Annotated in this window: 22 protein-coding genes; 6 read left to right on the top strand and 16 right to left on the bottom strand. The window is 68.9% G+C overall.

Going from position 1 to position 22,185, the window contains the following annotated elements:
* Positions 1–104: 104 nt before the first annotated feature.
* Both ACZYVJ_RS22760 and ACZYVJ_RS22755 read right to left on the bottom strand, forming a co-directional pair.
* Entirely contained in the window at positions 105–1,568 is a 1,464-nt protein-coding gene (locus tag ACZYVJ_RS22760) for a flavin-containing monooxygenase (protein WP_463833429.1), read from the bottom strand.
* A gap of 21 nt (positions 1,569–1,589) precedes the next feature.
* On the bottom strand, positions 1,590–2,051 hold the full coding sequence (locus tag ACZYVJ_RS22755; RefSeq protein ID WP_463833428.1) for an SRPBCC family protein: 462 nt from the start codon (positions 2,049–2,051) through the stop codon (positions 1,590–1,592).
* Positions 2,052–2,141: 90 nt separating this feature from the next.
* Here ACZYVJ_RS22755 and ald point away from each other — a divergent pair, with 90 nt between their 5' ends.
* Entirely contained in the window at positions 2,142–3,257 is a 1,116-nt protein-coding gene (gene ald, locus ACZYVJ_RS22750) for an alanine dehydrogenase (RefSeq protein ID WP_463833427.1), read from the top strand.
* A gap of 11 nt (positions 3,258–3,268) precedes the next feature.
* On the opposite strand, the gene ACZYVJ_RS22745 is transcribed toward ald, so the two are convergent.
* From ACZYVJ_RS22745 to ACZYVJ_RS22725, 5 genes are all read right to left on the bottom strand, one after another.
* Entirely contained in the window at positions 3,269–4,294 is a 1,026-nt protein-coding gene (locus tag ACZYVJ_RS22745; protein ID WP_463833426.1) for a nitronate monooxygenase, read from the bottom strand.
* A gap of 4 nt (positions 4,295–4,298) precedes the next feature.
* Positions 4,299–5,684: a M16 family metallopeptidase gene (locus ACZYVJ_RS22740; protein ID WP_463833834.1), complete on the bottom strand. Its 1,386-nt coding sequence runs from the start codon at positions 5,682–5,684 to the stop codon at positions 4,299–4,301.
* A complete protein-coding gene (locus ACZYVJ_RS22735) occupies positions 5,662–7,926 on the bottom strand; it encodes a polyribonucleotide nucleotidyltransferase (RefSeq protein ID WP_463833425.1) in 2,265 nt (754 codons plus the stop codon). The genes ACZYVJ_RS22740 and ACZYVJ_RS22735 overlap by 23 nt, the downstream gene beginning before the upstream one ends.
* 364 nt (positions 7,927–8,290) lie before the next feature.
* Entirely contained in the window at positions 8,291–8,560 is a 270-nt protein-coding gene (rpsO, locus tag ACZYVJ_RS22730; protein WP_064879510.1) for a 30S ribosomal protein S15, read from the bottom strand.
* A 368-nt stretch (positions 8,561–8,928) separates the two neighbouring features.
* Entirely contained in the window at positions 8,929–9,900 is a 972-nt protein-coding gene (locus ACZYVJ_RS22725; RefSeq protein ID WP_463833424.1) for a bifunctional riboflavin kinase/FAD synthetase, read from the bottom strand.
* A gap of 111 nt (positions 9,901–10,011) precedes the next feature.
* On the opposite strand from ACZYVJ_RS22725, the gene mntR reads away from it, so the two are divergent.
* Positions 10,012–10,716, top strand: coding sequence for a manganese-binding transcriptional regulator MntR (mntR, locus tag ACZYVJ_RS22720; RefSeq protein WP_463833423.1), 705 nt, complete (start codon positions 10,012–10,014; stop codon positions 10,714–10,716).
* A 68-nt stretch (positions 10,717–10,784) separates the two neighbouring features.
* On the opposite strand, the gene ACZYVJ_RS22715 is transcribed toward mntR, so the two are convergent.
* The 5 genes from ACZYVJ_RS22715 to ACZYVJ_RS22695 all read right to left on the bottom strand — a co-directional run bounded on the left by ACZYVJ_RS22715 (position 10,785) and on the right by ACZYVJ_RS22695 (position 15,880).
* Positions 10,785–12,056: an acyl-CoA dehydrogenase family protein gene (locus tag ACZYVJ_RS22715; RefSeq protein ID WP_463833422.1), complete on the bottom strand. Its 1,272-nt coding sequence runs from the start codon at positions 12,054–12,056 to the stop codon at positions 10,785–10,787.
* A 7-nt stretch (positions 12,057–12,063) separates the two neighbouring features.
* Positions 12,064–13,254 (bottom strand): lipid-transfer protein, encoded by a 1,191-nt coding sequence (locus tag ACZYVJ_RS22710; RefSeq protein WP_463833421.1) that lies wholly within the window; start codon positions 13,252–13,254, stop codon positions 12,064–12,066.
* 78 nt (positions 13,255–13,332) lie between these two features.
* A complete protein-coding gene (truB, locus tag ACZYVJ_RS22705) occupies positions 13,333–14,229 on the bottom strand; it encodes a tRNA pseudouridine(55) synthase TruB (protein ID WP_463833420.1) in 897 nt (298 codons plus the stop codon).
* The gene (gene pptT / locus ACZYVJ_RS22700) at positions 14,226–14,906 is read right to left on the bottom strand and encodes a 4'-phosphopantetheinyl transferase PptT (protein WP_463833419.1); all 681 of its coding nucleotides are present in this window, start codon (positions 14,904–14,906) and stop codon (positions 14,226–14,228) included. The genes truB and pptT overlap by 4 nt, the downstream gene beginning before the upstream one ends.
* Positions 14,903–15,880, bottom strand: coding sequence for a metallophosphoesterase family protein (locus tag ACZYVJ_RS22695; RefSeq protein ID WP_463833418.1), 978 nt, complete (start codon positions 15,878–15,880; stop codon positions 14,903–14,905). The genes pptT and ACZYVJ_RS22695 overlap by 4 nt, the downstream gene beginning before the upstream one ends.
* A 161-nt stretch (positions 15,881–16,041) precedes the next feature.
* Between ACZYVJ_RS22695 and ACZYVJ_RS22690 the strand changes: the two genes are divergently transcribed.
* Positions 16,042–16,629 (top strand): DUF3558 domain-containing protein, encoded by a 588-nt coding sequence (locus tag ACZYVJ_RS22690; RefSeq protein WP_463833417.1) that lies wholly within the window; start codon positions 16,042–16,044, stop codon positions 16,627–16,629.
* 52 nt (positions 16,630–16,681) lie between these two features.
* Positions 16,682–18,409 carry a CocE/NonD family hydrolase gene (locus ACZYVJ_RS22685; protein WP_463833416.1) on the top strand — a complete coding sequence of 576 codons (1,728 nt, stop codon included), beginning with the start codon at positions 16,682–16,684 and terminating at the stop codon, positions 18,407–18,409.
* Here ACZYVJ_RS22685 and ACZYVJ_RS22680 read toward each other — a convergent pair.
* On the bottom strand, positions 18,368–18,940 hold the full coding sequence (locus ACZYVJ_RS22680; RefSeq protein ID WP_463833415.1) for a DUF1802 family protein: 573 nt from the start codon (positions 18,938–18,940) through the stop codon (positions 18,368–18,370). The genes ACZYVJ_RS22685 and ACZYVJ_RS22680 overlap by 42 nt on opposite strands.
* Positions 18,937–19,206, bottom strand: coding sequence for a DUF2277 family protein (locus ACZYVJ_RS22675; RefSeq protein ID WP_463833414.1), 270 nt, complete (start codon positions 19,204–19,206; stop codon positions 18,937–18,939). Before ACZYVJ_RS22675 ends, ACZYVJ_RS22680 begins: the two co-directional genes overlap by 4 nt.
* A gap of 102 nt (positions 19,207–19,308) precedes the next feature.
* Between ACZYVJ_RS22675 and ACZYVJ_RS22670 the strand changes: the two genes are divergently transcribed.
* Entirely contained in the window at positions 19,309–20,058 is a 750-nt protein-coding gene (locus ACZYVJ_RS22670; protein WP_463833413.1) for an enoyl-CoA hydratase, read from the top strand.
* Positions 20,059–20,116: 58 nt separating this feature from the next.
* Entirely contained in the window at positions 20,117–20,698 is a 582-nt protein-coding gene (locus ACZYVJ_RS22665) for a hypothetical protein (protein ID WP_463833412.1), read from the top strand.
* Between the two features lie 11 nt (positions 20,699–20,709).
* Here ACZYVJ_RS22665 and ACZYVJ_RS22660 read toward each other — a convergent pair whose 3' ends face one another.
* Both ACZYVJ_RS22660 and rbfA read right to left on the bottom strand, forming a co-directional pair.
* Positions 20,710–21,717, bottom strand: coding sequence for a DHH family phosphoesterase (locus tag ACZYVJ_RS22660; RefSeq protein ID WP_463833411.1), 1,008 nt, complete (start codon positions 21,715–21,717; stop codon positions 20,710–20,712).
* Complete coding sequence (rbfA, locus tag ACZYVJ_RS22655) at positions 21,692–22,180, bottom strand: 30S ribosome-binding factor RbfA (RefSeq protein ID WP_463833410.1); 489 nt, start codon at positions 22,178–22,180, stop codon at positions 21,692–21,694. The genes ACZYVJ_RS22660 and rbfA overlap by 26 nt, the downstream gene beginning before the upstream one ends.
* Between the last annotated feature and the right edge of the window lie 5 nt (positions 22,181–22,185).

Genomic DNA, 22,185 nt, shown 5'->3' with positions numbered 1-22,185 from the left:
TCAGCCCTCGATCATTGTGTTGGGGTCGGCCTCGCGCGTCCCAAGTATAGGTACGTCACCCAGATATGCGAAACCGCCGGTACTGGGTTCTTGCGTCGTCGCGGTCAGCCGGCGGCGACGCGCGGGCGCAGGTCGTACTGGCCGAGATCGGGGTTGGCCAGCATCCGGCGGTGTTCGACCGGCGTGAGGGGCCACACCTCGGGCACGCCGTCCTTGTTGAGGTACCAGCTGTTACAGCCGGTGGTCCACACGGTGTCCGGCATCGCGGCGCGCAGCTTCGCGTTGAAACGCTCGGTCGCCGCGGCCGTCGGCTCCACCGTGTCGAATTCGCGGCGTCGCCAGCGCTCGATCCAGCCCACGATGTGGTCGGCCTGCGATTCGGCCACCGTGGTCAGCGCCAGGTTTCCCACCGGGCTGTGTGGCCCCAACATCATGAAGAAATTGGGAAAGCCGGACAGCGCGACGGTTTGGTAGGCCCGGGGCCCGTCGCGCCAGACGTCGTTGGCACGGACGCCGTCGCGGCCGATCAGTTCCATCGGCCGGAAGAACGCGTGCGTGTCGAATCCGGTGGCGAGCACGATGATGTCCACGTCGTGCAGCACGCCGTCGGCGGTGACGATGCCGCGCCGTTCCACATGGTCGATGCTCGCCGTCACCAGCTCGACGTCGTCGCGCTGCATCGCCCGGTAGAAACCGTTCGACATCACCAGGCGTTTGCACGCCGGCGTGTAGTCGGGGGTCAGGGACCGCCGCAGCTCGGGATCGCGGATCTCCCAGAGGCTGGCGCGGCACAGAGCTGCCATGATCTTGCGGCGCAGACCCGGCTTGGTCAGCCCGACCGCGAAGTAGTCGTATCCCAGGCTGTAGATGCGATACGCCAGCCCGTCCAGCCACGGCATCTTGCGCCGGGTGATCCCGGTGAAGCCGCTGTAGCGCGGATTCGCCATGCGCAGCACCCATTGCGCGGTGCGCTGGAACAGCGCGACGTGGCCGGCCACCCCGGCCAGGCCGCACACCAGCTGTACGCCCGTCGAGCCGTTGCCGACGACCGCCACGCGCCGCCCCCGCACGTCGACGCCGTGATCCCAGCGCGCCGAATGAAAAACGTTGCCGCCGAAGTCATCCAGGCCCGGGATCGATGGCAGTCGCGGGTGATGCAGCACCCCGGTGGCCGAGATCAAGAAGTCGACCGTCGTTTCGTCCCCGGCAGCGGTGCGCAGCACCCAGCGGCCGTCCTCGAAACGCGCATGGGAGATTTCGGTGCCGAAGCGGATCCGGTCACGTAGCGCGTAGCGGTCGGCGACGTCTCGGAAGTAGGCCTGGATTTCGCCGCCGGGTGAGAACAGGTGCGACCAGTCGGGGTTCCTGGCGAAGCTGTACTGGTAGATGCGCGAGGGGATGTCGCAGACCAGGCCGGGATAGGTGTTGTCCCGCCAGGTGCCGCCCACCTCGTCAGCCTTCTCGTACACGGTCACATCGGTGATTCCGGTGCGCAGCAAGGCAATTGCGACGCACAGCCCCGACATGCCGGCTCCAATGACGGCTACGGCGGGATCGCGTCGCGTCATCGGAACCCCCGGGTTCTTCGTCTACTCGGTCTCGGCGCGCTGCTTGAGGCGCCGCAGGGTGAGCCGGATGTGCTCGGCGTTGGCGGTCGCCCGATCGCTGACGCCGGTGGCCTTGCCCGCGACCCTGCGGAACCAGCCGGGCCTGCGGTCCCAGGTGCTCTCTGTGACCTCGCACCCGCCGTCGGCCGCGGCGATGTCGTATTGCCAGCGGGCGACCGGAATCATGGTGTGGCTGACGTCGAACGCGAAGCGGCTGCCCGGTTCGGCGTCGGTGACTGTGCACTTGGTGCTCCAGCGCCGGCTGCCGCTGCGGTTGTGGCCGGTGAATACCGCACCCGGGCTCAGCGCCTCACCCTTGCGCCACTGCATCGCCACCGCCTCCTCGGCGAGTTCGGCCAGCGTGGGCAGGTCGGTGATGAGCCGGTACACCACGTCGGGCCGGGCGTCGATCTGCACGGTGGCCTGCACGCACGGGTCGGTCATCCGCCGATCATAGCCAGCAAACACCGAGCTTTTGCGGCCCCCGCGAACTTTCTTCACACTTGAAGGCGAACAGGCAATCAAGGGGCGATCATGCGAGTCGGCGTACCGACCGAGACCAAGACCAACGAGTTCCGGGTTGCCATCACTCCGGCCGGCGTCGCCGAGTTGACCCGCCGCGGCCACGACGTGTTGGTGCAGGCCGGCGCCGGGGAAGGGTCGGCGATCACCGATTCGGAGTTCAAGGCGGCGGGCGCCCAGTTGGCCGACACGGCCGACCAGGTCTGGGCCGACGCGGACCTGCTGCTCAAGGTCAAAGAACCGGTGCCGGCCGAGTACGACCTGTTGCGGCGCAACCAGATCCTGTTCACCTATCTGCATCTGGCCGCCTCGCGTACGTGCACCGAGGCGCTGCTGGCGTCCGGAACGACGGCGATCGCGTACGAGACGGTCCAGAGCGCCGACGGCACACTGCCGTTGCTGGCCCCGATGAGCGAGGTGGCCGGGCGGCTGTCCGCTCAGGTGGGGGCCTACCACCTGATGCGCACCCACGGTGGGCGCGGCGTGTTGATGGGCGGGGTACCGGGCGTCAAACCCGCCGACGTCGTGGTGGTGGGTGCGGGGACGGCCGGCTACAACGCGGCGCGCGTCGCCGGCGGCATGGGGGCGTCGGTCACGGTGCTCGACGTCAACATCAACAAGCTTCGGCTGCTCGACGCGGAGTTCGGCGGCCGGGTCCGCACCCGCTACTCGTCGGCCTACGACCTGGAGGGCACCGTCAAGCGCGCCGACCTGGTGATCGGCGCGGTGCTGCTGCCCGGCGCGAAGGCGCCCAACCTGATCTCGAATGCCCTTGTGTCGCAGATGAAATCGGGTGCGGTGCTGGTGGACATCTCCATAGACCAGGGCGGTTGTTTCGAGGACTCGCGGCCCACCACGCATGACGACCCCACCTTCGCGGTGCACGACACGGTGTTTTACTGCGTGGCGAACATGCCCAGTGCGGTGCCCAAGACATCGACGGTGGCGCTGACCAACGCGACCATGCCGTACGTGCTAGCGCTCGCCGACCGCGGCTGGCGAGCGGCGTGCCGCTCGGATCATGCTCTGGCCAAAGGCCTTTCGACGCACGACGGCGGGCTGCTGTCCGAACAGGTAGCCACCGACCTGGGTCTGCCGTTCACCGACCCGGCCACCGTTCTGAGCTGACCGGTGCGTGGCTAACTGGTGGCCGCGAGACTGGCGATGATGTCGGCCGCGGGGCCGGCGCACGCGTTTTTGAATGACGTCCCGGCCCACAGCGGCATGCCGTTGGGATCTTCGATCGCGGCGGCGGCTTCGCGGATCGGCGAGGTCATCTGGTTGACCTCGGGGTAGCCCAGCGGCGCGACGTGGTCGAGCATGCGGGTGAAGTCGTTCTCCAGCCCGCGCGCGTAGCGGCCCGAGAATGCCCGCGTCACAACGGTGGTGGCGAACAGCGGGTTCTTCAGTGCGACGCGGTGCGCGGAGTTGGTGCCCGCCTCGTCGGCGAGCAGCAGCGCGGTGCCGACCTGGGCCGCCACCGCTCCCCTGCGCAGCACGGCCCCGACCTCGTCGGCGGTGCCCAGCCCACCCGCCGCGATGATCGGCACGTCATGCGCGTGGCGGATGCGGTCGATGAGCTGGTGCAGCGACTCGTTGGCGGGTTCCATGTCCGGCGCGAAGGTGCCGCGGTGCCCGCCGGCGGCGGGCCCCTGGGCCACCAGGCTGTCCGCGCCGGCCGCGACGGCGATTCCGGCCTCGTAGGCCGAGGTGACGGTGACCATCACCAGCAGGCCCAGCGCGCCCAGCCGTCGGATCACGTCGGGCGGCGGCACGCCGAAGGTGAAGGACACCAGCTCGGGACGGACGTCGGCCACCACCTCGAGCTTGCGCTCCCACTCGTCGTCGTCGCCGTGCTGCGGGTGACCGACCTCCACCTGGTAATGCTCGGCGATCTCTTCGAGTTCGGCCGCGTAGTAGTGCAGGGCCACCCAGTCGGCGACGCTGGGTTGGGGCACAAATAAGTTCACCCCGAGCGGGCCGGTGGTGGCCTTGCGTGCCGCGGCGATGTCGTCGGCGAACTGCTCGGCGCTGCGGTGCCCGCCGGGGACGAAACCGAGCCCACCCGCATTGGACACCGCCGCGGCCAACGCGGGAGTCCCGGGCCCGCCGGCCATGGGTGCGCCCACGATGGGCACCATGATGTCCCAAAAGCCCAGTACCATTGGGTTAATTTACCATCGCCCGAAGTTGTTGGGGCAGTGACCGTTTGGCGGCGTAGGGGCCCAGAACCGCGGCGCCGTACCGCTGCCCGAGCAGTTGGTGGGCCACGGCGTTGACCTCGTCGACGGTCACCCGATCGATCTGCTGCAGGGTGTGCTCGATGCTGCGGTGCTTGCCGTAGTTGAGCTCGCTGCGGCCCAGCCGGCTCATCCGCGAGCTGGAATCCTCCAGCCCGAGCACCAGACCGCCGCGCAACGATCCCTTGGCGATGCGGCATTCCGATTCGGTGATGCCGTCGCGAGCCACCGACTCGAGCACGCGGCTGGTCACCGCCATCACCTCGGCGAAGCGTTCGGGCTGACAGGCGGCATACACCGACAGCGCGCCGCTGTCGGCGAAGACGTCCACCGTCGAGTACACGGAGTAGGCCAGCCCGCGCAGCTCCCGAACCTCCTGGAACAACCGGGAGCTCAGGCCGCCGCCCAGCGCGGTGTTGAGCACGGACAGCGCCCAGCGATGTTCCCAGCCACGCCCGGGCGTGCGGACACCCAGCGACACGTGAGCCTGCTCGGCATCCCGGCTGCCCAGCAGCAGACCGGGCCGGCCGCTTACCCGTCCGGCACCCTTGCGCGGCGCGATCGGTTCGCGGCCGCGGACCAGATGCGGCCCGAAGTGCTGGCGTACCAACGCGACCACCTCGTCGTGGTCGACATTGCCGGCCACCGCCACCACCATCCGCTCCGGCGTGTAGCGCCGGACATGAAACGAGTGCAGCTGGTTGCGCGTCATCGACGTCACCGAGCGCGCGGTACCGATGACCGGGCGGCCGACCGGGTGGTCACCGAACAGCGCGCTCAGGAACATGTCGCCGAGCGAGTCCTCGGGGTCGTCGTCGCGCATGGCGATCTCTTCGAGGACCACGTCGCGTTCCAGCTCGACGTCGTTGGCCGCGCAGCACCCGTTGAGCACGACGTCGGCGACCAGGTCGACGGCCAGCGCCAGATCGCTGTCGAGCACGTGCGCGTAGTAGCAGGTGTGCTCCTTCGCGGTGAACGCGTTCAGCTCTCCACCGACGGCGTCCATCGCCTGCGCGATATCCACCGCCGTGCGGCTGGGAGTCGACTTGAACAGCAGATGCTCGAGGAAGTGAGCGGCGCCGGCCACGGTCGCACCCTCGTCGCGCGAGCCGACCCCGACCCAGACCCCGACCGAGGCCGAACGCACCGCGGGCAGGTACTCGGTGACCACCCGCAAGCCACCGGGCAGCGTGGTGCGCCGCAGCGTGGCTTGGGGTGCCGTCGTCTCCGCCTCAGCGGCTTTGCCCCGGCGCAGGGCGCCGGCCCGACCGGGACGCGTCCCGGTCGGTGAGTCAGCTGCTCGCCGTCGCGGCATCGGCAGGGGCGGCCGCCGGGGCATCGGCAGGAGCCGAGTTGTCTTCCTCCACCAGAACCAGCGAGATCTTGCCCCGCTTGTCGATGTCGGCGATCTCGACGCGCAGCTTGTCACCGACGTTCACCACGTCCTCGACCTTCGCGATCCGCTTGCCCTTGCCGAGCTTGGAGATGTGCACCAGGCCGTCACGGCCGGGCAGCAGCGACACGAACGCACCGAAGTCCGTTGTCTTGACCACGGTTCCGAGGAACCGCTCGCCGACGGTCGGCAGCTGCGGGTTGGCGATGGCGTTGATCCGGTCGATCGCGGCCTGCGCCGAGGGCCCGTCGGTGGCGCCGACGAACACGGTGCCATCGTCCTCGATGGAGATCTGCGCGCCGGTCTCCTCGGTGATCGCGTTGATGACCTTGCCCTTGGGCCCGATCACCTCACCGATCTTGTCCACCGGAACCTTGATGGTGGTGACCCGGGGCGCGTACGGGCTCATCTCGTCGGGCTCGTCGATGGCCTCGGCCATCACCTCGAGGATGGTCAGACGCGCGTCCTTGGCCTGCGCCAGCGCTCCGGCCAGCACCTGCGACGGGATGCCGTCGAGCTTGGTGTCGAGCTGCAGCGCGGTGACGATGTCCTTGGTGCCGGCGCACTTGAAGTCCATGTCGCCGAAAGCGTCTTCGGCGCCGAGGATGTCGGTCAGCGTGACGAAGCGACGCTCGGTCTTGCCGTCGACCTCGACGTCGTCCGACACCAGGCCCATCGCGATACCGGCGACCGGGGCCTTGAGCGGCACACCGGCGTTCAGCAGCGACAGGGTCGAGGCACAAACCGAGCCCATCGACGTGGAGCCGTTGGAGCTCAGCGCCTCGGACACCTGACGGATGGCGTACGGGAACTCCTCGACGCCGGGCAGCACCGGGATCAGGGCGCGCTCGGCGAGCGCGCCGTGTCCTATCTCGCGCCGCTTGGGCGAGCCCACGCGGCCGGTCTCGCCGGTGGAGTACGGCGGGAAGTTGTAGTGGTGCATGTAGCGCTTGGAGGTTTCCGGTCCCAGCGAGTCGATCTGCTGGGCCATCTTGACCATGTCCAGGGTTGTGACACCCAGGATCTGGGTCTCACCGCGCTGGAACAACGCGCTGCCGTGCGCCCGCGGCACCACGGCGACCTCGGCCGACAACGCGCGGATATCGGTGATGCCGCGGCCGTCGATGCGGAAGTGGTCGGTCAGGATGCGCTGGCGCACCAGCTTCTTGGTCAGCGACCGGTACGCAGCGCTGACCTCCTTCTCGCGGCCCTCGTAGGTCGCAGAGTCCCCAGTGAGCCGCGCGAGCACCTCGGCCTTGAGCTCGTCGGTGCGCGCGTCGCGCTCGGCCTTGCCGCCGATGGTCAGCGCCTTGGCCAGCTCGTCGGTGGCCACCGAGGCGACCGCGTAGTAGACGTCTTCCTGGTAGTCCGGGAACGTCGGGAACTCGCCGACCGGCTTGGCGGCGGCCCCGGCCAGCTCCTCCTGTGCGGTACACAGCGCGGCGATGAACGGCTTGGCGGCCTCGAGTCCTTCGGCCACAACGGTTTCCGTCGGCGCCTGGGCGCCGCCCTCGACGAGCTCGATGACCTTCTCGGTGGCCTCGGCCTCAACCATCATGATCGCGACGTCACCTTCGACCTTGCGGCCGGCGACGACCATGTCGAACACGGCGCGCTCGAGCTGCTCGACGGTCGGGAACGCCACCCACTGACCGTCGATGAGCGCGACCCGCACGCCCCCGATCGGACCCGAGAACGGCAGCCCGCTCAGCTGGGTGGAGGCCGACGCGGCGTTGATCGCCAGCACGTCGTACAGGTCGTTGGGGTCCAGGCTCATGACCGTGACCACGACCTGGATCTCGTTACGCAGCCCGGAGACGAACGACGGGCGCAGCGGCCGGTCGATGAGCCGGCAGGTCAGGATCGCGTCGGTGGAGGGACGGCCCTCGCGACGGAAGAACGAACCGGGGATGCGACCGGCGGCATACATCCGCTCCTCGACATCGACGGTCAGCGGGAAGAAGTCGAAGTGCTCCTTGGGGCTCTTGCTGGCGGTGGTCGCCGACAACAGCATGTTTTCGTCGTCGAGGTACGCGACCACGGCGCCAGCTGCCTGCTGGGCCAACCGGCCGGCCTCGAAACGGATGGTGCGGGTGCCGAAGCTCCCGTTGTTGATGGTGGCGGTCGCCTCGAACACGCCCTCTTCAATTTCAGCGACAGACATAGACGTCCGTACGGCCTCTCTTGTATTCAGCTTTTTCGCGTGACCACGCGCGAACCGCAGGCCTGACGGCTACGGGTCACCCGCGGGAGGCGCTGAGTCTGAATACGGCTACGGCCATCGATCGAAGCGGCCGACCTGCCCCAGATCCGGAGAGCCCGGCAGCCACTACCGAAGACCGCCCGATGCAGACTGGCTGCTCCCTCGAACGTGCGTAGTGACACGCTGGAACGGCACACGCGGATCTGCGTGACCGCACCGTTGCTCGGGCCGATCCGGCCCAGAACGTCCTTACTCTACACGGGCGACCTTTGCCCGCCATATCGCTCGGAATTTGCGGGGCGCTGCCGCCCCGGTGATGCTTGCGTCAGCGACGCAGGCCCAGCCGCTCGACCAGCGAGCGGTACCGCGCGACATCGATCTGCGCGACATACTTGAGCAGCCGGCGCCGGCGTCCGACCAGCAGTAGCAGCCCGCGCCGCGAGTGGTGGTCGTGCTTGTGCACCTTCAGGTGCTCGGTCAGGTCGGCGATCCGCTTGGTCAGAAGCGCGACCTGCGCCTCGGGGGAACCGGTGTCGGTGCCATGCAGGCCGTAGTTGCCCAGGATTTCTTTTTTCTGCTCGGCAGTCAGCGCCACGAAACTATCTCCATCAATCGGTTCGCGAAAGGTGAATGTTCAGGGCGCGGCCACCGCGAACCGCAGCACGCGCCGATGTCGTCCGGCAGTTTAGCAGCCAGAAGGTGCCCTGCTCGAATCGTCGCAGGGTGCTCACGCCGGTCGCTCACTATCGGAATGGTCGCGACCCGCCGCGCCCGGCTACACCGCGCTTGCGATCGCTCACTATCGGAATGGTCGCGACCCGCCGCGCCCGGCTACACCGCGCTTGCGATCGCTCACTATCGGAATGGTCGCGACCCGCCGCGCCCGGCTACACCGCGCTTGCGATCGCTCACTATCGGATGGTCGCGACCCGCCGCGCCCGGCTACGCCGCGCTTGCGATCGCTCACTCGGTGAGCAGCTTGCGCGCCTTCTCGGTGTCCTTGCCCATCGCGACGACGAGTTCCTTGACGGAGTCGAACTTGTGCTGGCCGCGGATGCGGGCGACGAAGTCCAGGGCGACGTGCTGGCCGTACAGGTCGGCGGTGGTGTCCAGGACGAACGCCTCGACGGTGCGGGTGCGCCCGGAGAAGGTCGGGTTGGTGCCGACGGACACCGCCGCCTGGTAGCGCTCACCGGGAATGACGGTGCCGGTGGCCGGTCCATGCCCGAGCACGGTGAACCACGCGGCGTACACGCCGTCGGCCGGGATGGCCGAGTACATCGGCGGCGCCACGTTGGCAGTCGGGTAACCCAGCTCGATGCCGCGCCCGTAACCGCGGACCACCACACCCTCGACGCGGTGCGGGCGGCCCAGCGCTTCGGTGACCGCCACCATGTCACCGGCGTCCACGCAGGACCGGATGTAGGTGGACGAGAACGTCACGGTCTCGTTGCTGTGGTGCTCGGAGAGCAGCGACATCGACTCGACCGAGAATCCGAACCGGTCGCCCGCCTTGCGCAGGGTGTCGACGGTGCCGGCCGCCTTCTTGCCGAAGGTGAAGTTCTCCCCCACCACGACTTCGACGACGTGCAGGTTCTCCACCAGCAGCTCGTGCACGTAGCGCTCCGGGGTGAGCTTCATGAAGTCGGTGGTGAACGGCATCACCAGGAAGACGTCGATACCCAGTTCCTCGACCAGCTCGGCGCGCCGGGTCAGCGTCGTCAGCTGCGCCGGATGGCTGCCCGGGTAGACGACTTCCATCGGATGCGGGTCGAACGTCATCAGCACCGTCGGGACATTGCGGGCCCGCGCCGCCTTCACCGCGTGCGCGATCAGCTCGGCGTGGCCGCGATGCACGCCGTCGAACACACCGATGGTGAGCACACACCTGCCCCAGTCCGTGGGAATCTCGTCTTGGCCGCGCCACCGCTGCACGCCCGCAAGCCTACGGCGCCGAGTGGTCCGCTGGGAGATCCAGAGGGCAAACCCCGCCATGGTGTCGGGGAACACGCCGGATTAGGCGTGGGTTGCCTAAACTTTCTCGGTGTGAGGGCTGACGAAGAGCACGGCGGTATCACCGCGGTCGGCCAGGACTACCTCAAGGTCATCTGGAATGCCCAGGAGTGGTCCCCCAAAGACGCGCCGCAGAAGGTCAGCACCAAGATGCTGGCCGAGAAGATCGGGGTGTCGGCCAGCACAGCCTCGGAGTCCATCCGCAAGCTCGCCGAGCAGGGCCTCGTCGACCACGAGAAATACGGTGCGGTGACGCTGACCGATGCGGGCCGGCGCGCGGCGCTGGAGATGGTGCGCCGGCACCGGCTGCTGGAGACATTCCTGGTCAACGAGCTGGGCTACGCCTGGGACGAAGTGCACGATGAGGCCGAGGTGCTCGAGCACGCGGTGTCCGATCGGCTGGTGGCCCGCATCGACGCCAAGCTCGGGTTCCCGCAGCGCGACCCGCACGGTGACCCGATCCCCGCCTCGGACGGGCAGGTGCCCACTCCGCCGGCCCGCCAGCTGTGGGCTTGCGACGACGGGGACACCGGGACGGTGGCGCGGATTTCCGACGCCGACCCCGAGATGCTGCGCTACTTCACCGACGTCGGCATCAACCTCGACTCCCGGCTGCGGGTCCTGACCCGACGCGAATTCGCCGGCATGATCTCGGTCGCGATCGACTCCGGCGACGGCGCCGAGACGACGGTCGACCTGGGCAGCCCGGCGGCCCGCGCCATCTGGGTGACGGCCTAGCGGCGATCGCAAGCGTGGCGCTGCCGGGCGCAGCGAGTCGCCGCCATCCGGCGCAGTCGCCTAAGCGCTCAGTCGGCCAGCAGGCCCTTGGCGATGTGGGTGACCTGAACCTCGTTGCTGCCCGCGTAGATCATCAGCGACTTGGCGTCGCGGGCCAACTGCTCCACCCGGTACTCGGCCATGTATCCGTTGCCGCCGAACAGTTGGACGGCCTCCATCGCGACATCGGTGGCCGCCTCCGACGAGTACAGCTTGATCGCCGACGCCTCGGCCAGCGTCAGCGGCTTACCGGCCTGCTGGCGCTCGATGGTGTGAAAGACCATGTTCTGCACGTTCATTCGGGCGATCTCCATCTTGGCCAGCTTGAGCTGGATCAGCTGGAACTGCCCGATGTTCTTGCCCCACAACGTCCGGGTCTTGGCGTAATCCACGCAGAGCCGGTGGCATTCGTCGATGATGCCCAGCGCCATCATCGCGATCCCGATCCGCTCGGCGGCGAAGTTGGCGCGGGCGCTGTCGCGGCCATCGCCGTCGGTGTGCTGTTCGCTCTCGCCGAGCAGCCGGTCCGGGCTCAGCCGCACGTTGTCGAAGAACAGCTCGCCGGTCGGCGAGGACATCATGCCCATCTTCTTGAACGGCTTGCCCTGCGTGAGGCCCGGCATGCCGGCGTCGAGCACGAAGACCAGCACCGGGCGGTTGCGCTTGTCTTGCTTGTCCGGGCTCGCGTCGCCCTCGTCGAGTTTGGCGTACACCACCAGGACGTCGGCGCAGGGCCCGTTGGTGATGAAGGTCTTCTGCCCGTTGAGGATGTAGTCCTCGCCGTCGCGCTTGACGTAGGTCTTCATCCCGCCGAACGCGTCCGAGCCCGAGTCCGGCTCGGTAATCGCCCATGCCGCAATCTTTTCCAGCGTCATCAGCCCGGGCAGCCAGCGTTCTTTCTGCGCCAGTGTCCCGCGGCTCATGATGGTCGCCGCGCCCAGGCCGAGGCTCACCGACGCGGTGCTGAGCAACCCGATGCTGACCCTCGCGATTTCGGACACCAGCACCGCGATCATCGACCCCTGCGCTCCGCCGCCGAAACCGCCTGACTCGTCTGACTTTTCGTCACACTCCTCCGAAGCGGGGGCGCCGTCGAGCTTGGCCCGCTCGCGGTCCAGCATCTTCTTGACCGACTCGGCGGCCATGGCGTCGAGGCCGAACTGGCTGAACAGCTTGCGCGCGATCGGATACGGCGACATTTCGCCGGTTTCGAGTTCGTCCACGTGCGGGCGAATCTCTTTGTCGACGAACTGCCGTACGGCATCCCGGACCATCAGGTCGGTGTCGGACCACTCGATCATGGCGCCCTTAACGCTCGGCGCGCTGGTAGGCGGTGACGACGGCGGCGCCGCCCAGTCCGATGTTGTGTTGCAGTGCGGCGCTGACGTTGTCGACCTGACGCTTGTCGGCGGTCCCGCGCAGCTGCCAGGTCAGTTCAGCGCACTGCGCCAGGCCGGTGGCGCCCAACGGGTGCCCCTTGGAGATCAGGCCGCCGGACGGGTTGACCACCCAGCGACCGCCGTAGGTGGTGTCGTTGTTGTCGATCAGCTTCGGCGCCTCGCCCGGACCGCACAGGCCGAGGGCCTCATACAGCAGTAGCTCGTTGGCCGAGAAGCAGTCGTGCAGCTCGATCACCTGGAAGTCCTGCGGCCCGAGCCCGGACTGGTCGTAAACCTGTTGCGCGGCCTTGACATTCATGTCGTAGCCGATGAGGTTCTTGGCGCTACCGTCGAACGTCGACGCGAAGTCGGTGGTCATGGCCTGCCCCACGATCTCCACCGCCTGGCCGGCCAGACCGTGGCTGTCGACGAAGCTTTCCGAGGCCAGGATGGCCGCACCCGAACCGTCCGAGGTGGGCGAACACTGCAGCTTGGTCAGCGGGTCGGAGATCATCCGCGCCCCCAGGATATCGTCGAGCGTGTAGGACTCCTGGAACTGGGCGAACGGGTTGTTGACCGAGTGCTTGTGGTTCTTGTAGCCGATCTTGGCGAAATGCTCTGCGGTGCTGCCGTATTGCTTCATGTGCTCACGACCGGCGGCGCCGAACATCCACGGCGCGACGGGCATCGCGAACTCGTCGATCTCGGCCATCGCCTTGACGTGCTTGGCCATCGGCGATTCGCGGTCCTGGGCGCCACCGCCCAGCGAGCCGGGCTGCATCTTCTCGAAGCCGAGCGCGATCGCGCAGTCGACGATGCCGCCGCGGATGGCCTGCGCCGCCAAGAACAGCGCCGTCGAGCCGGTGGAGCAGTTGTTGTTGACGTTGACGACCGGGATGCCGGTCATGCCCAGCTCGTAGAGCGCCCGCTGCCCCGACGTCGAATCACCGGCGACGTAGCCGACATAGCCCTGCTGGACCTCGCGGTAGTCGATGCCGGCGTCGCGCAGCGCGTTGGTCCCCGATTCCCGGGCCATGTCCGGATAGTCCCAGCCCTCGCGGCGGCCCGGCTTCTCGAATTTCGTCATGCCGACGCCGACGACATACACCTTGCTGGACATCTTTGTCCCCTTCCGAACCGTGGGCGGTCTAGGCATTCAGTGTGCAACGTAGCCCAACCAACCGTTCGGCCGGGGCCGTTACAGTGTCGCCGGGCGGATCACCACCACGGGCTTGGTCCGCGAGCCCTCGTCGCGCAGCAGCGCCATCACCCGGCCGTCCGGGTCGCAGGCCGCGTAGATGCCGTCGATGCCCGCTGGCTCCAGCGACCGGCCGTTGCGGGTCGCCTCGGCCTCCTCGGCGGACAGCTCGCGGCGGGGAAAGATCAGCAGGCACGCCTCGTCCAGGCTGTAGCTGAGTCGCGGGTGCTTCGTCAGCTCGTCGAGCGGGTAGGCCTGATCGAGCCCGAACCGCCCGACGCTGGTGCGCCGCAACGCCGTCAGGTGTCCGCCTACCCCCAGGGCGTCGCCGAGGTCGCGGGCCAGGGCGCGGATGTAGGTTCCGGACGAGCAAGCGACCTCGACGTCCAGGTCGATGACGTCGCCGGGTCCGGGCCGGATGCCGCACACCTCGAACCGGTCGATGCGCACCAGGCGGGCCTTCAGCTCGACGGTCTGGCCCTCGCGCGCCAGCCGGTAGGCGCGCTTACCGTCGACTTTGATGGCACTGACCGTCGACGGCACCTGTTCGATGTCGCCCCGCAGGGCGCCCACGGCGGATTCGATCGTGTCGTCGGTCAGGTGCCGCGCCGCGACGCTGTGTACGAGTTCGCCCTCCGCGTCGTCGGTGGACGTGCTCTGGCCCAGGCGGATGGTGGCGGTGTAGGACTTGGCGGTCGCGGTCAGCAGGCCGAGGATTTTGGTGGCGCGCTCGACGCCGATCACCAGCACGCCGGTGGCCATCGGGTCCAGCGTCCCCGCGTGCCCCACCCTGCGGGTGGAAAAGATCCGGCGGCAGCGCCCGACAACGTCGTGACTGGTCATTCCGGGCGGCTTGTCGACGACGACTATCCCTGGCCCGGTGGGGCTTTGGCTCATAGCACGATGGCGGTCAGCACCAGCCCGCGCTCGACCAACCACCGGCCGCGCAGCTCGGTCAGCGGCGGGCCGGACAGCGCTTCGGGATCGATCAGGATCCGCGACACGAAACCACCAGTCGCCGCCCCGGGGCCGTCGGCCTCGAACGCGATGTGGGCGTCCTCGAAGCCCAGCCACCGTTTGGTGAGCGGGAACCAGGCCTTGTACGTCGCCTCCTTGGCGCAGAACAGGATTCGGTCCCAATGCAGGTCCCCCGTCAGGCTGGCGGGGATCTCGCTGCGTTCGGCAGGCAGGCTGATCGCGTTGAGCACGCCGTCGGGCAGCACGTCGTGCGGTTCGGCGTCGATGCCCACCGAGCGCACCGCGTCGCTGCGGCCCACCACCGCACCCCGGTAGCCCGTGCAGTGGGTCAGGCTGCCCACCACGCCGTCGGGCCAGCAGGGTTCGCCCTTCTCGCCCTTGAGGATCGGCACCGGCGGCAGGCCGAGCTCGCCCAGCGCGATCCGGGCGCAGTGCCGGACGGTGATGAACTCGTTGCGCCGCTTGGGCACCGACCTGGCGATCAGCGGCTCCTCTTCGGGCAGCGGCGCGAGACCGGGCGGGTCGGCGTACACCTCCGAGTAGGCCAGGCCGTCGGCGGCCGGCAACACCGAGGAAACCAGCATGTCCCCGGTCATCGTGATTGCCGCTGCCGCAACCGTTCCCGGAACTGGGCGGCCTGCGCCTTCATCTCGGGGGTGATCTCGAAGTGGCCGCCGAAGTCGTTGAGGTCGCCCGGCGCATACTGCGGATCCGGCAGCACCTGGCGCAGCCAGCTGGCCGGCTTACGGCGCCGCCACTCCCGCGGATAACCGACCGACACTTCCTCGAAGCGCACGTCGTCATACCAAGTGGTCCGGGGGATGTGCAGATGGCCGTAGACCGAACACACTGCGTTGTAGCGGGTATGCCAGTCGGCGGTCTTGGTGGTTCCGCACCACAGCGAGAATTCCGGGTAGAACAGCGCGTCGCAGGGGTCGCGGACCAGCGGGAAGTGATTCACCAGGACGGTCGGGGTCATCCAGTCCAGCTCTTCGAGGCGGGCGCGGGTGATCTGCAGGCGCTCGCGGCACCACGCCTCGCGGGTGGCGTACGGCTCCGGGGAGAGCAGGAACTCGTCGGTGGCCACCACGTTGCGCTCGCGTGCGATGGTCAGGCCTTCGGCTTTGCTCGTCGCCCCCTCGGGCAAGAAGCTGTAGTCGTAGAGCAGGAACATCGGGACGATCGTGGCCGGGCCGCCACGCTCGGTCCAGACCGGGAACGGATGCTCGGGCGTGACCACACCCATCTCGTCGCACATGTTGACCAGGTAGTCATAGCGCGCCTTGCCGAAGATCTGCACGGGATCTCGGGTGGTGGTCCACAGCTCGTGGTTGCCCGGCACCCAGATCACCTTGGCGAAGCGCCGTCGCAGCAGGTCAAGGGCCCAACGGATCTCGTCGGTGCGTTCGGCGACGTCGCCGGCGACGATCAGCCAGTCATCCGGCGAGGAGGGATGCAGCGATTCGGTGACCGGCTTGTTGCCGAGGTGACCGGTGTGCAGGTCGGACACCGCCCACAGCGTCGGTTGCCCACCGTTGGTCGAGTCCTGCCCCGCTGAATGCCCAGCCACGATTAACCACCCTAACGACCCGAACCGGGCAAGCCCCTTTCGCGGGCGTCGTTTCGGCCCGCGAGCGGGTGAGTTAGAACAAGTTCAGGTTTGCCTGTGACGCCGCGCGCGGGACTTGTACACTCCCCCGAAAGGACCGCTGAGGCGTCAGGGGGGATGTCGTGTTCGCCAATGTTCGTCTGATGGGGGCGCTGGGTGCGCTGCTCACAGCGGCCATCGGGGGCACGGTCGGCCTGTTGAGTGCTCCTGCCGGTTCGGGTGGCGGCGACCGGTTCGTCGAGCTGAGGTCGACCGCCCAGCCGATGGAAACCACCATGAAGAGCCCGATCGTGGCGACCACCGATCCGCGCCCCTTCGACGCGTGCGAGGACATCCCGTTCGACGTCATCCAGGGGCTCGGCTTGGGCTTCACGCCGCCCGAGCACGAAGACGGCCTGCGCTGCCATTTCGACGCCGGGAACTATCAGGTCGCGGTCGAACCGATCATCTGGCGCACCTACGAGCAGTCGCTGCCCGCCGACGCCGTCGAGACGACGATCGCCGGCCACCGCGCCGCGCAGTACTGGGTGCTCAAGCCGACCTACCACAACAGCTACTGGTTCTACTCCTGCATGGTCGTGTTCAAGACCAGCTACGGCGTGCTGCAGCAGGCGCTGTACTACTCGACCGTCTACTCCAACCCGGAGGTCGATTGCATGCAGACCAATCTTCAGCGCGCCAACGACCTTGCGCCGTATTACAAGTTCTGAATTCGCCCCGGGCTGAGTCGGCGCAGGTTGACCGGGTCTTAATGTGAGGACCGTGAGTACGACCTCGATCCAGCCCGCGCAGCCGGCGCTGCACGCCCTGCGACACCTGGGCGGCAAGGCCGCCGGCCGGCTGCTCGGCCTGCCACCGGCGACCACCGACTACACCGTGCAGCGCGTCGCTGTGCCGATGCGCGACGGGGTCCAGCTGGTGGCCGACCACTACGCGCCGACCACCGCGTCGGCCCTGGGCACCTTGCTGGTCCGCGGGCCCTACGGGCGCGGATTCCCGTTCACCCTGATCTTCGGCGGCTTGTACGCGTCGCGCGGCTACCACGTGGTGCTGCAGAGCGTGCGCGGCACGTTCGGATCGGGCGGGGTGTTCGAGCCGATGGCCAACGAGGTGGCCGACGGCGCCGACACCGTCGCCTGGCTGCGCGAGCAGCCATGGTTCACCGGCCGCTTCGCCACCATCGGCATGTCGTACGTGGGGTTCACCCAGTGGGCGCTGCTGCAGGATCCCCCGCCGGAACTGGCCACCGCCGTCATCATGGTGGGCCCACACGATTTCAACGAATCAACTTGGGGTACAGGAACATTCGCGGTCAACGATTTTCTGGGCTGGAGCGACATGGTGGCGCACCAGGAGGACCCGGTGCGTGTCCGCGCCGCACTGCGCCAGCTGCAGACCCGCCGCAGAGTGGCGCGGGCGGCCGCCGCGGTGCCGCTGGGCGACGCCGCGCGGGGCCTGCTCGGCACGGGTGCCCCTTGGTTCGAATCCTGGGTCGAGCACAGCGAACCCGACGACCCGTTCTGGAATGCGTTGCGGTGCAACGACGCGCTGGACCGCGTGCAGGTGCCGGTGCTGTTGGTGGGCGGCTGGCAAGACGTCTTCCTCAGGCAGACGCTGCGGCAGTACACGCACTTGCGCCGCCGCGGCGTCGACGTCGCGCTCACGGTCGGCCCTTGGACGCACACCCAGCTGCTCACCACCGGGTTCCCCACTTGCGCCCGGGAGGCACTGGATTGGCTGGGCACCCATCTGGGCGATGCGGCCACGTCGCGCCGGCCCAGCCGGGTCCGGATCTACGTCACAGGCGGCGGCGCGGGCGGCGGCTGGCGCAACCTGCCCGACTGGCCGCCCGCCACCACCGAACGTGCCCTGTACCTGCGGCCCGGCGGCTACCTGGGCGAGACCGCGCCGGCGCTGAAGGGGTTGGCTCCGGCCACCTTTCGTCACGACCCGGCCAATCCGACGCCGACGACCGGCGGCCCGTTGCTGTCCGCCGACGGCGGCTACCGCGACGACAGCCGGCTGGCGTCGCGTGACGACGTGCTGGCGTTCACCAGCGCGACCCTCACCGAGGATGTGTACGTCTACGGCAGCCCGGTCGTCGAGCTCGCGCATGGCGCGGACAGTCCGCACGCCGACCTGTTCGTGCGGGTCAGCGAGGTCGACGCCAAGGGCCGGTCGCGCAACGTCAGCGAGGCGTACCGCCGGCTGCAAGCGGCAAAACTCAAGTCGGAGAAGATCGTTCGCCTCGATCTCGACGGCATGGCACACCGCTTCCGGGCCGGCTCACGCATCCGGGTGCTGATCACCGGCAGCTGGTCCCCGCGCTACGCGCACAACCTCGGCTCCGGCGAGCCGGTGCTGACCGGCAGGCAGCCGACGCCGGTCACCCACACCGTGCGCTACGGGCGCTCCCGGCTGCTGTTGCCGGCCGGGCCAGCCGAGCTGTCAGCCAACGGCGGCGCGGACCCGGGCGGCGACCGCAGCTAGCGCCGATTGGTCATGAACGGGATCGTGTAGCGGCGCCGCCAGCGGCGTCCGCACCGGCAGCTCCACCCAGCTCTTGCAGCCGCCATACTCCGAGGTCCGGTCCAGGCGCACCGGCTCGATCAGCGGGAACACGGACACCACCAGCACGGCCAGCTTGTGCTTGGGACGAAAGTCGAGCCGGTCGGCGCGCACCGACTCCGACGTCCAGATGTGCAGGTCCTCGATTGCCGGAAGGCCGTCCGGGCGCTCAACCGGCACCGCCGCAACGACTTTCGCGGCGGCCCGAATCACCAGCTCGTCGTCGGTGCTGTCGGCGGCCGCGGGCGCCAGCAGGTCTCGATGCTCGGCACGCACCCGCTCGGCGTGGCTGTGCGCGACCGTCGGGAACAACAGGAATTCGCGGGCGGCCAGCTCGAATCGCTTCTCCCCGATCCCGCCCTTGCGCAGCAGCACCCGCTGGCGGCCGTCCAGCAGGGCGTGCACCGCCGCACTCCACTCTTTGAGCGCGGGCATCGTTGTGGTGACGGTCATTTCGCGCCCGCCAGCCGCGCGATCACTTCGGGCCGACGCAGCGGCGGGACCGTCTTGGGTGGCTGGCGCCGCGGCGGTAGCTGCCCCAGCAACCGCGTCGTCGTCTCGGTGACCTCGGCAACGGCCGCCTCGAACGCTTCGGCGTTGATCGCGCTGGGGTGCGTGATGCCGCTGACCTTGCGCACGTACTGCCGGGCGGCCGCGGCGATCTCCTCGGCGGTGGCCGCGGGCTGCAGGCCACGCAGTTCGGTGATGTTTCGGCACATCTTTCCCACGATAAGCGCTGCTCGGCGCCGCCGCTTCCCGACGGATCGGCCGGCTGCAAGGCGGCCAACCGCCCGTCCCGGGCGACTGGCTACGGTGATGTCATGACCGACGAGATCCTGCTGATCGACACCGACGAGCGAGCGCGCACGCTGACCCTCAACCGGCCCCAGTCGCGCAATGCGCTGTCGTCGGCGTTGCGGGACCGCTTCTTCGGCGCGCTGGCCGATGCCGAAACCGACGACGACGTCGACGTCATCATCGTCACGGGTGCCGACCCGGTGTTCTGCGCAGGACTGGACCTCAAGGAGCTGGGCGGCTCCACGGCGCTCCCGGACATCTCGCCGCGCTGGCCGGCGCTGACCAAGCCGGTGATCGGCGCGATCAACGGCGCCGCGGTGACCGGCGGGCTGGAGCTCGCGCTGTACTGCGACATCCTGATCGCCTCGGAGAACGCCCGGTTCGCCGACACGCACGCCCGGGTGGGCCTGCTGCCCACCTGGGGCCTGAGCGTGCGGCTGCCGCAGAAGGTGGGGGTCGGGCTGGCCCGGCGGATGAGCATGACCGGGGATTACCTGTCCGCCGCCGACGCGTTGCGCGCCGGCCTGGTGACCGAGGTGGTGCCGCACGACCAGCTGCTGGGCGCCGCCCGGGCGGTGGCAGCCTCCATCGTCGGGAACAACCAGGACGCGGTGCGGGCGCTGCTGGCGTCCTATCACCGCATCGACGACGCGCAGACCAGTGCGGGGCTGTGGCAGGAGGCGACGGCGGCGCGGCAGTTCCGGACCAGCGGCGACGACATCGCCGCCAACCGGGAGGCCGTGCTGCAACGCGGCCGCTCGCAGGTGCGCTGACGTCGCGATCTGCGCCCGTTCGGTCCCCCCAGTCCGGCCCACGCCATACGATCAGCTAATGAACGCGGTCGCCGGAGTCATCGTGCGGGTGCTCGGCGGCCTGGCGCTGGCGGCCGTGTCGGCGATCGCGGTGTCCGCGCCGCACGCCGGTGCGCTGCCCCCGCCGGGGTTTCCCAACCTGGACACCTTCACCGCCGTCCCGGCCGACGGCTACCAGGTCCCGGGGCCGCCGGGGAGCCCGCCGCGGGTCAGTTTCTCCGCCGGGTCCGCCCTGGTCTGCGATTTCTACGGCGGCCCACCGCCCGCGCCGCAGCCGTCGCAGGACATCAAGTGCAAAGGCGACATGCTCGGGATGGACGACGTGCCCTTCCCCGGCGGCCGCCCGCGGCCCGGCGACTGCGTGGTGGGTTCGGTGGACTTCAAGGGCCCGGGCTATCAGTTGAGCCGGATGTCCTACGGCGGATGCGACGGCAACCCGCCCCCGCTGCCCTCCGGCGGCAAAGCGCTGGCGTCGGGCCAGAAGCTGACCTACCTCAACGTCACATGCGCGGTGGGAACCGACAACCTCGTCGCCTGCCTGGACACCACCAGCGGCGACCACGGATTCGTCGTGCAGCGTTCCGGAAGCTGGGCGTTCTAGTCCTGCGCGTTCTAGTCCAGCGCGGTGCGCAGCGACGCCACCGCGTCGTCGATGGTTCCGGCGGTCGAGTAGCCGGCCGCCAGCCGGTGCCCGCCGCCGCCGAACCCAGACGCGACCGACGCCAGGTCCACCGCGGTCTTCGCCCGCATCGACACCGACCACTGCTGCGGCGCGACCTCCTTGAACACCGCAGCCACCTCGGCCTGCTGCGTGGTCCGCACGATGTCGACGATGCTCTCGACTTCCTCCGGACGTGAACTGGTCCAATCCAGGTTGTCGACAACGGCGTACACCAGCCCCCGGCCGCCCGCCGCGTCCGTCAGCAGCCGCGCCGAAGCCAGCACCCGCGACAGCAGCGGCAGCCAGCCGAACGGGTGGCTGTCCATCAGGGTGCGGCTGATCGCCGCGTTGTCCACGCCGCAGTCGACCAGCCGGGCCGCCAGCCGCAGAGCGCGCGCGCTGGCCCATCGGAAGGATCCGGTGTCGGTCGTCAGGCCCGCGTAGATGCAGTGCGCGACTTCGGGATCGATGGGCTTGCCCCAGGCGTCGAGAATGTCGGCGACCATCATCGTGGTCGAATCGGCCTCGACGTCAACGAAATTCGCGGTGCCGAACACGTCATTGGAGGCGTGGTGGTCGATGACCAGCAACTCGTCGGCCTCGATCGCCAGGTCGCTCAACGCGCCCAGCCGCTTGACGCTCGGAACGTCAACGGTGACAACCAAATCGACGTCGCGACGCATCTCATCCGGGCTGACCAGCAGTTGGCAGCCGGGCAGCGACGCCAGCGACTCGGGCAACCCCGCCGGCTCGGCGAAACTGACCTCGACCCGCTTGCCGCACGTGTCCAGCACCAGGCCCAGCGCCAGCCCGGCGCCGATGGTGTCGGCGTCGGGGTGCACGTGCGCGACCACCGCGACGCTGTCGGCGTCCGACAGCAAATCGACCGCACCCGCGGCGTCGACGCGTGCCCCTATCCTGGGGCCGTCCAGGTCAGTATTCGTGTTGGTCGTCGTCACCGATGCTCCCGTCGAGGCCGGGCTCCACGCCCGATCCGCTATCCCGGTATGGATCGGCCTCCCCAGCCGGCTTGGCCCCCGAACGAACCCGCGCCAGATCAGCGTCCGCTGCGCGCGCCCGTGCCAGCAACTCGTCCATCCGCTGCACGTTGTCCGACGTGGTGTCGCGCGTGAACGTCAGCGTAGGCGTGAAACGCACGCCCGTGCCGGCCCCGACCATGGTGCGCAACGCGCCCTTGGCCCGTTCCAGGGCGGCCGCGGCGGCCCCGTAATCCGGCTCGTCGTCCAGCGTGCGTCCCATCACCGTGTAGAACACCGTCGCATCGTGCAGATCGGCGGTCACCTTCGCATCGACGATGGTGACCCCCTCCAGCCCGGGATCCTTGATCTCGAACTCGATCGCCGAGGCGACGATCGTGTTGATCCGCTTGGCCAAACGGCGCGCCCGGGCCGGGTCAGGCATTCGGA

The organism is Mycobacterium sp. IDUB_3, assembly GCF_055419585.1.
Note: the sequence above shows the minus strand (reverse complement) of the source record. Positions and strands in the feature narration are given on the sequence as shown.

Excerpts from the sequence above, each read along its gene's own strand:
- ACZYVJ_RS22760 (WP_463833429.1), bottom strand. The coding sequence starts at position 1,568 with ATGACGCGACGCGATCCCGCCGTAGCCGTCATTGGAGCCGGCATGTCG.
- ACZYVJ_RS22755 (WP_463833428.1), bottom strand. The coding sequence starts at position 2,051 with ATGACCGACCCGTGCGTGCAGGCCACCGTGCAGATCGACGCCCGGCCC.
- ald (WP_463833427.1), top strand. The coding sequence starts at position 2,142 with ATGCGAGTCGGCGTACCGACCGAGACCAAGACCAACGAGTTCCGGGTT.
- ACZYVJ_RS22745 (WP_463833426.1), bottom strand. The coding sequence starts at position 4,294 with ATGGTACTGGGCTTTTGGGACATCATGGTGCCCATCGTGGGCGCACCC.
- ACZYVJ_RS22740 (WP_463833834.1), bottom strand. The coding sequence starts at position 5,684 with ATGCCGCGACGGCGAGCAGCTGACTCACCGACCGGGACGCGTCCCGGT.
- ACZYVJ_RS22735 (WP_463833425.1), bottom strand. The coding sequence starts at position 7,926 with ATGTCTGTCGCTGAAATTGAAGAGGGCGTGTTCGAGGCGACCGCCACC.
- ACZYVJ_RS22715 (WP_463833422.1), bottom strand. The coding sequence starts at position 12,056 with ATGATCGAGTGGTCCGACACCGACCTGATGGTCCGGGATGCCGTACGG.
- ACZYVJ_RS22710 (WP_463833421.1), bottom strand. The coding sequence starts at position 13,254 with ATGTCCAGCAAGGTGTATGTCGTCGGCGTCGGCATGACGAAATTCGAG.
- truB (WP_463833420.1), bottom strand. The coding sequence starts at position 14,229 with ATGAGCCAAAGCCCCACCGGGCCAGGGATAGTCGTCGTCGACAAGCCG.
- pptT (WP_463833419.1), bottom strand. The coding sequence starts at position 14,906 with ATGACCGGGGACATGCTGGTTTCCTCGGTGTTGCCGGCCGCCGACGGC.
- ACZYVJ_RS22680 (WP_463833415.1), bottom strand. The coding sequence starts at position 18,940 with ATGACCGTCACCACAACGATGCCCGCGCTCAAAGAGTGGAGTGCGGCG.
- ACZYVJ_RS22675 (WP_463833414.1), bottom strand. The coding sequence starts at position 19,206 with ATGTGCCGAAACATCACCGAACTGCGTGGCCTGCAGCCCGCGGCCACC.
- ACZYVJ_RS22670 (WP_463833413.1), top strand. The coding sequence starts at position 19,309 with ATGACCGACGAGATCCTGCTGATCGACACCGACGAGCGAGCGCGCACG.
- ACZYVJ_RS22665 (WP_463833412.1), top strand. The coding sequence starts at position 20,117 with ATGAACGCGGTCGCCGGAGTCATCGTGCGGGTGCTCGGCGGCCTGGCG.
- rbfA (WP_463833410.1), bottom strand. The coding sequence starts at position 22,180 with ATGCCTGACCCGGCCCGGGCGCGCCGTTTGGCCAAGCGGATCAACACG.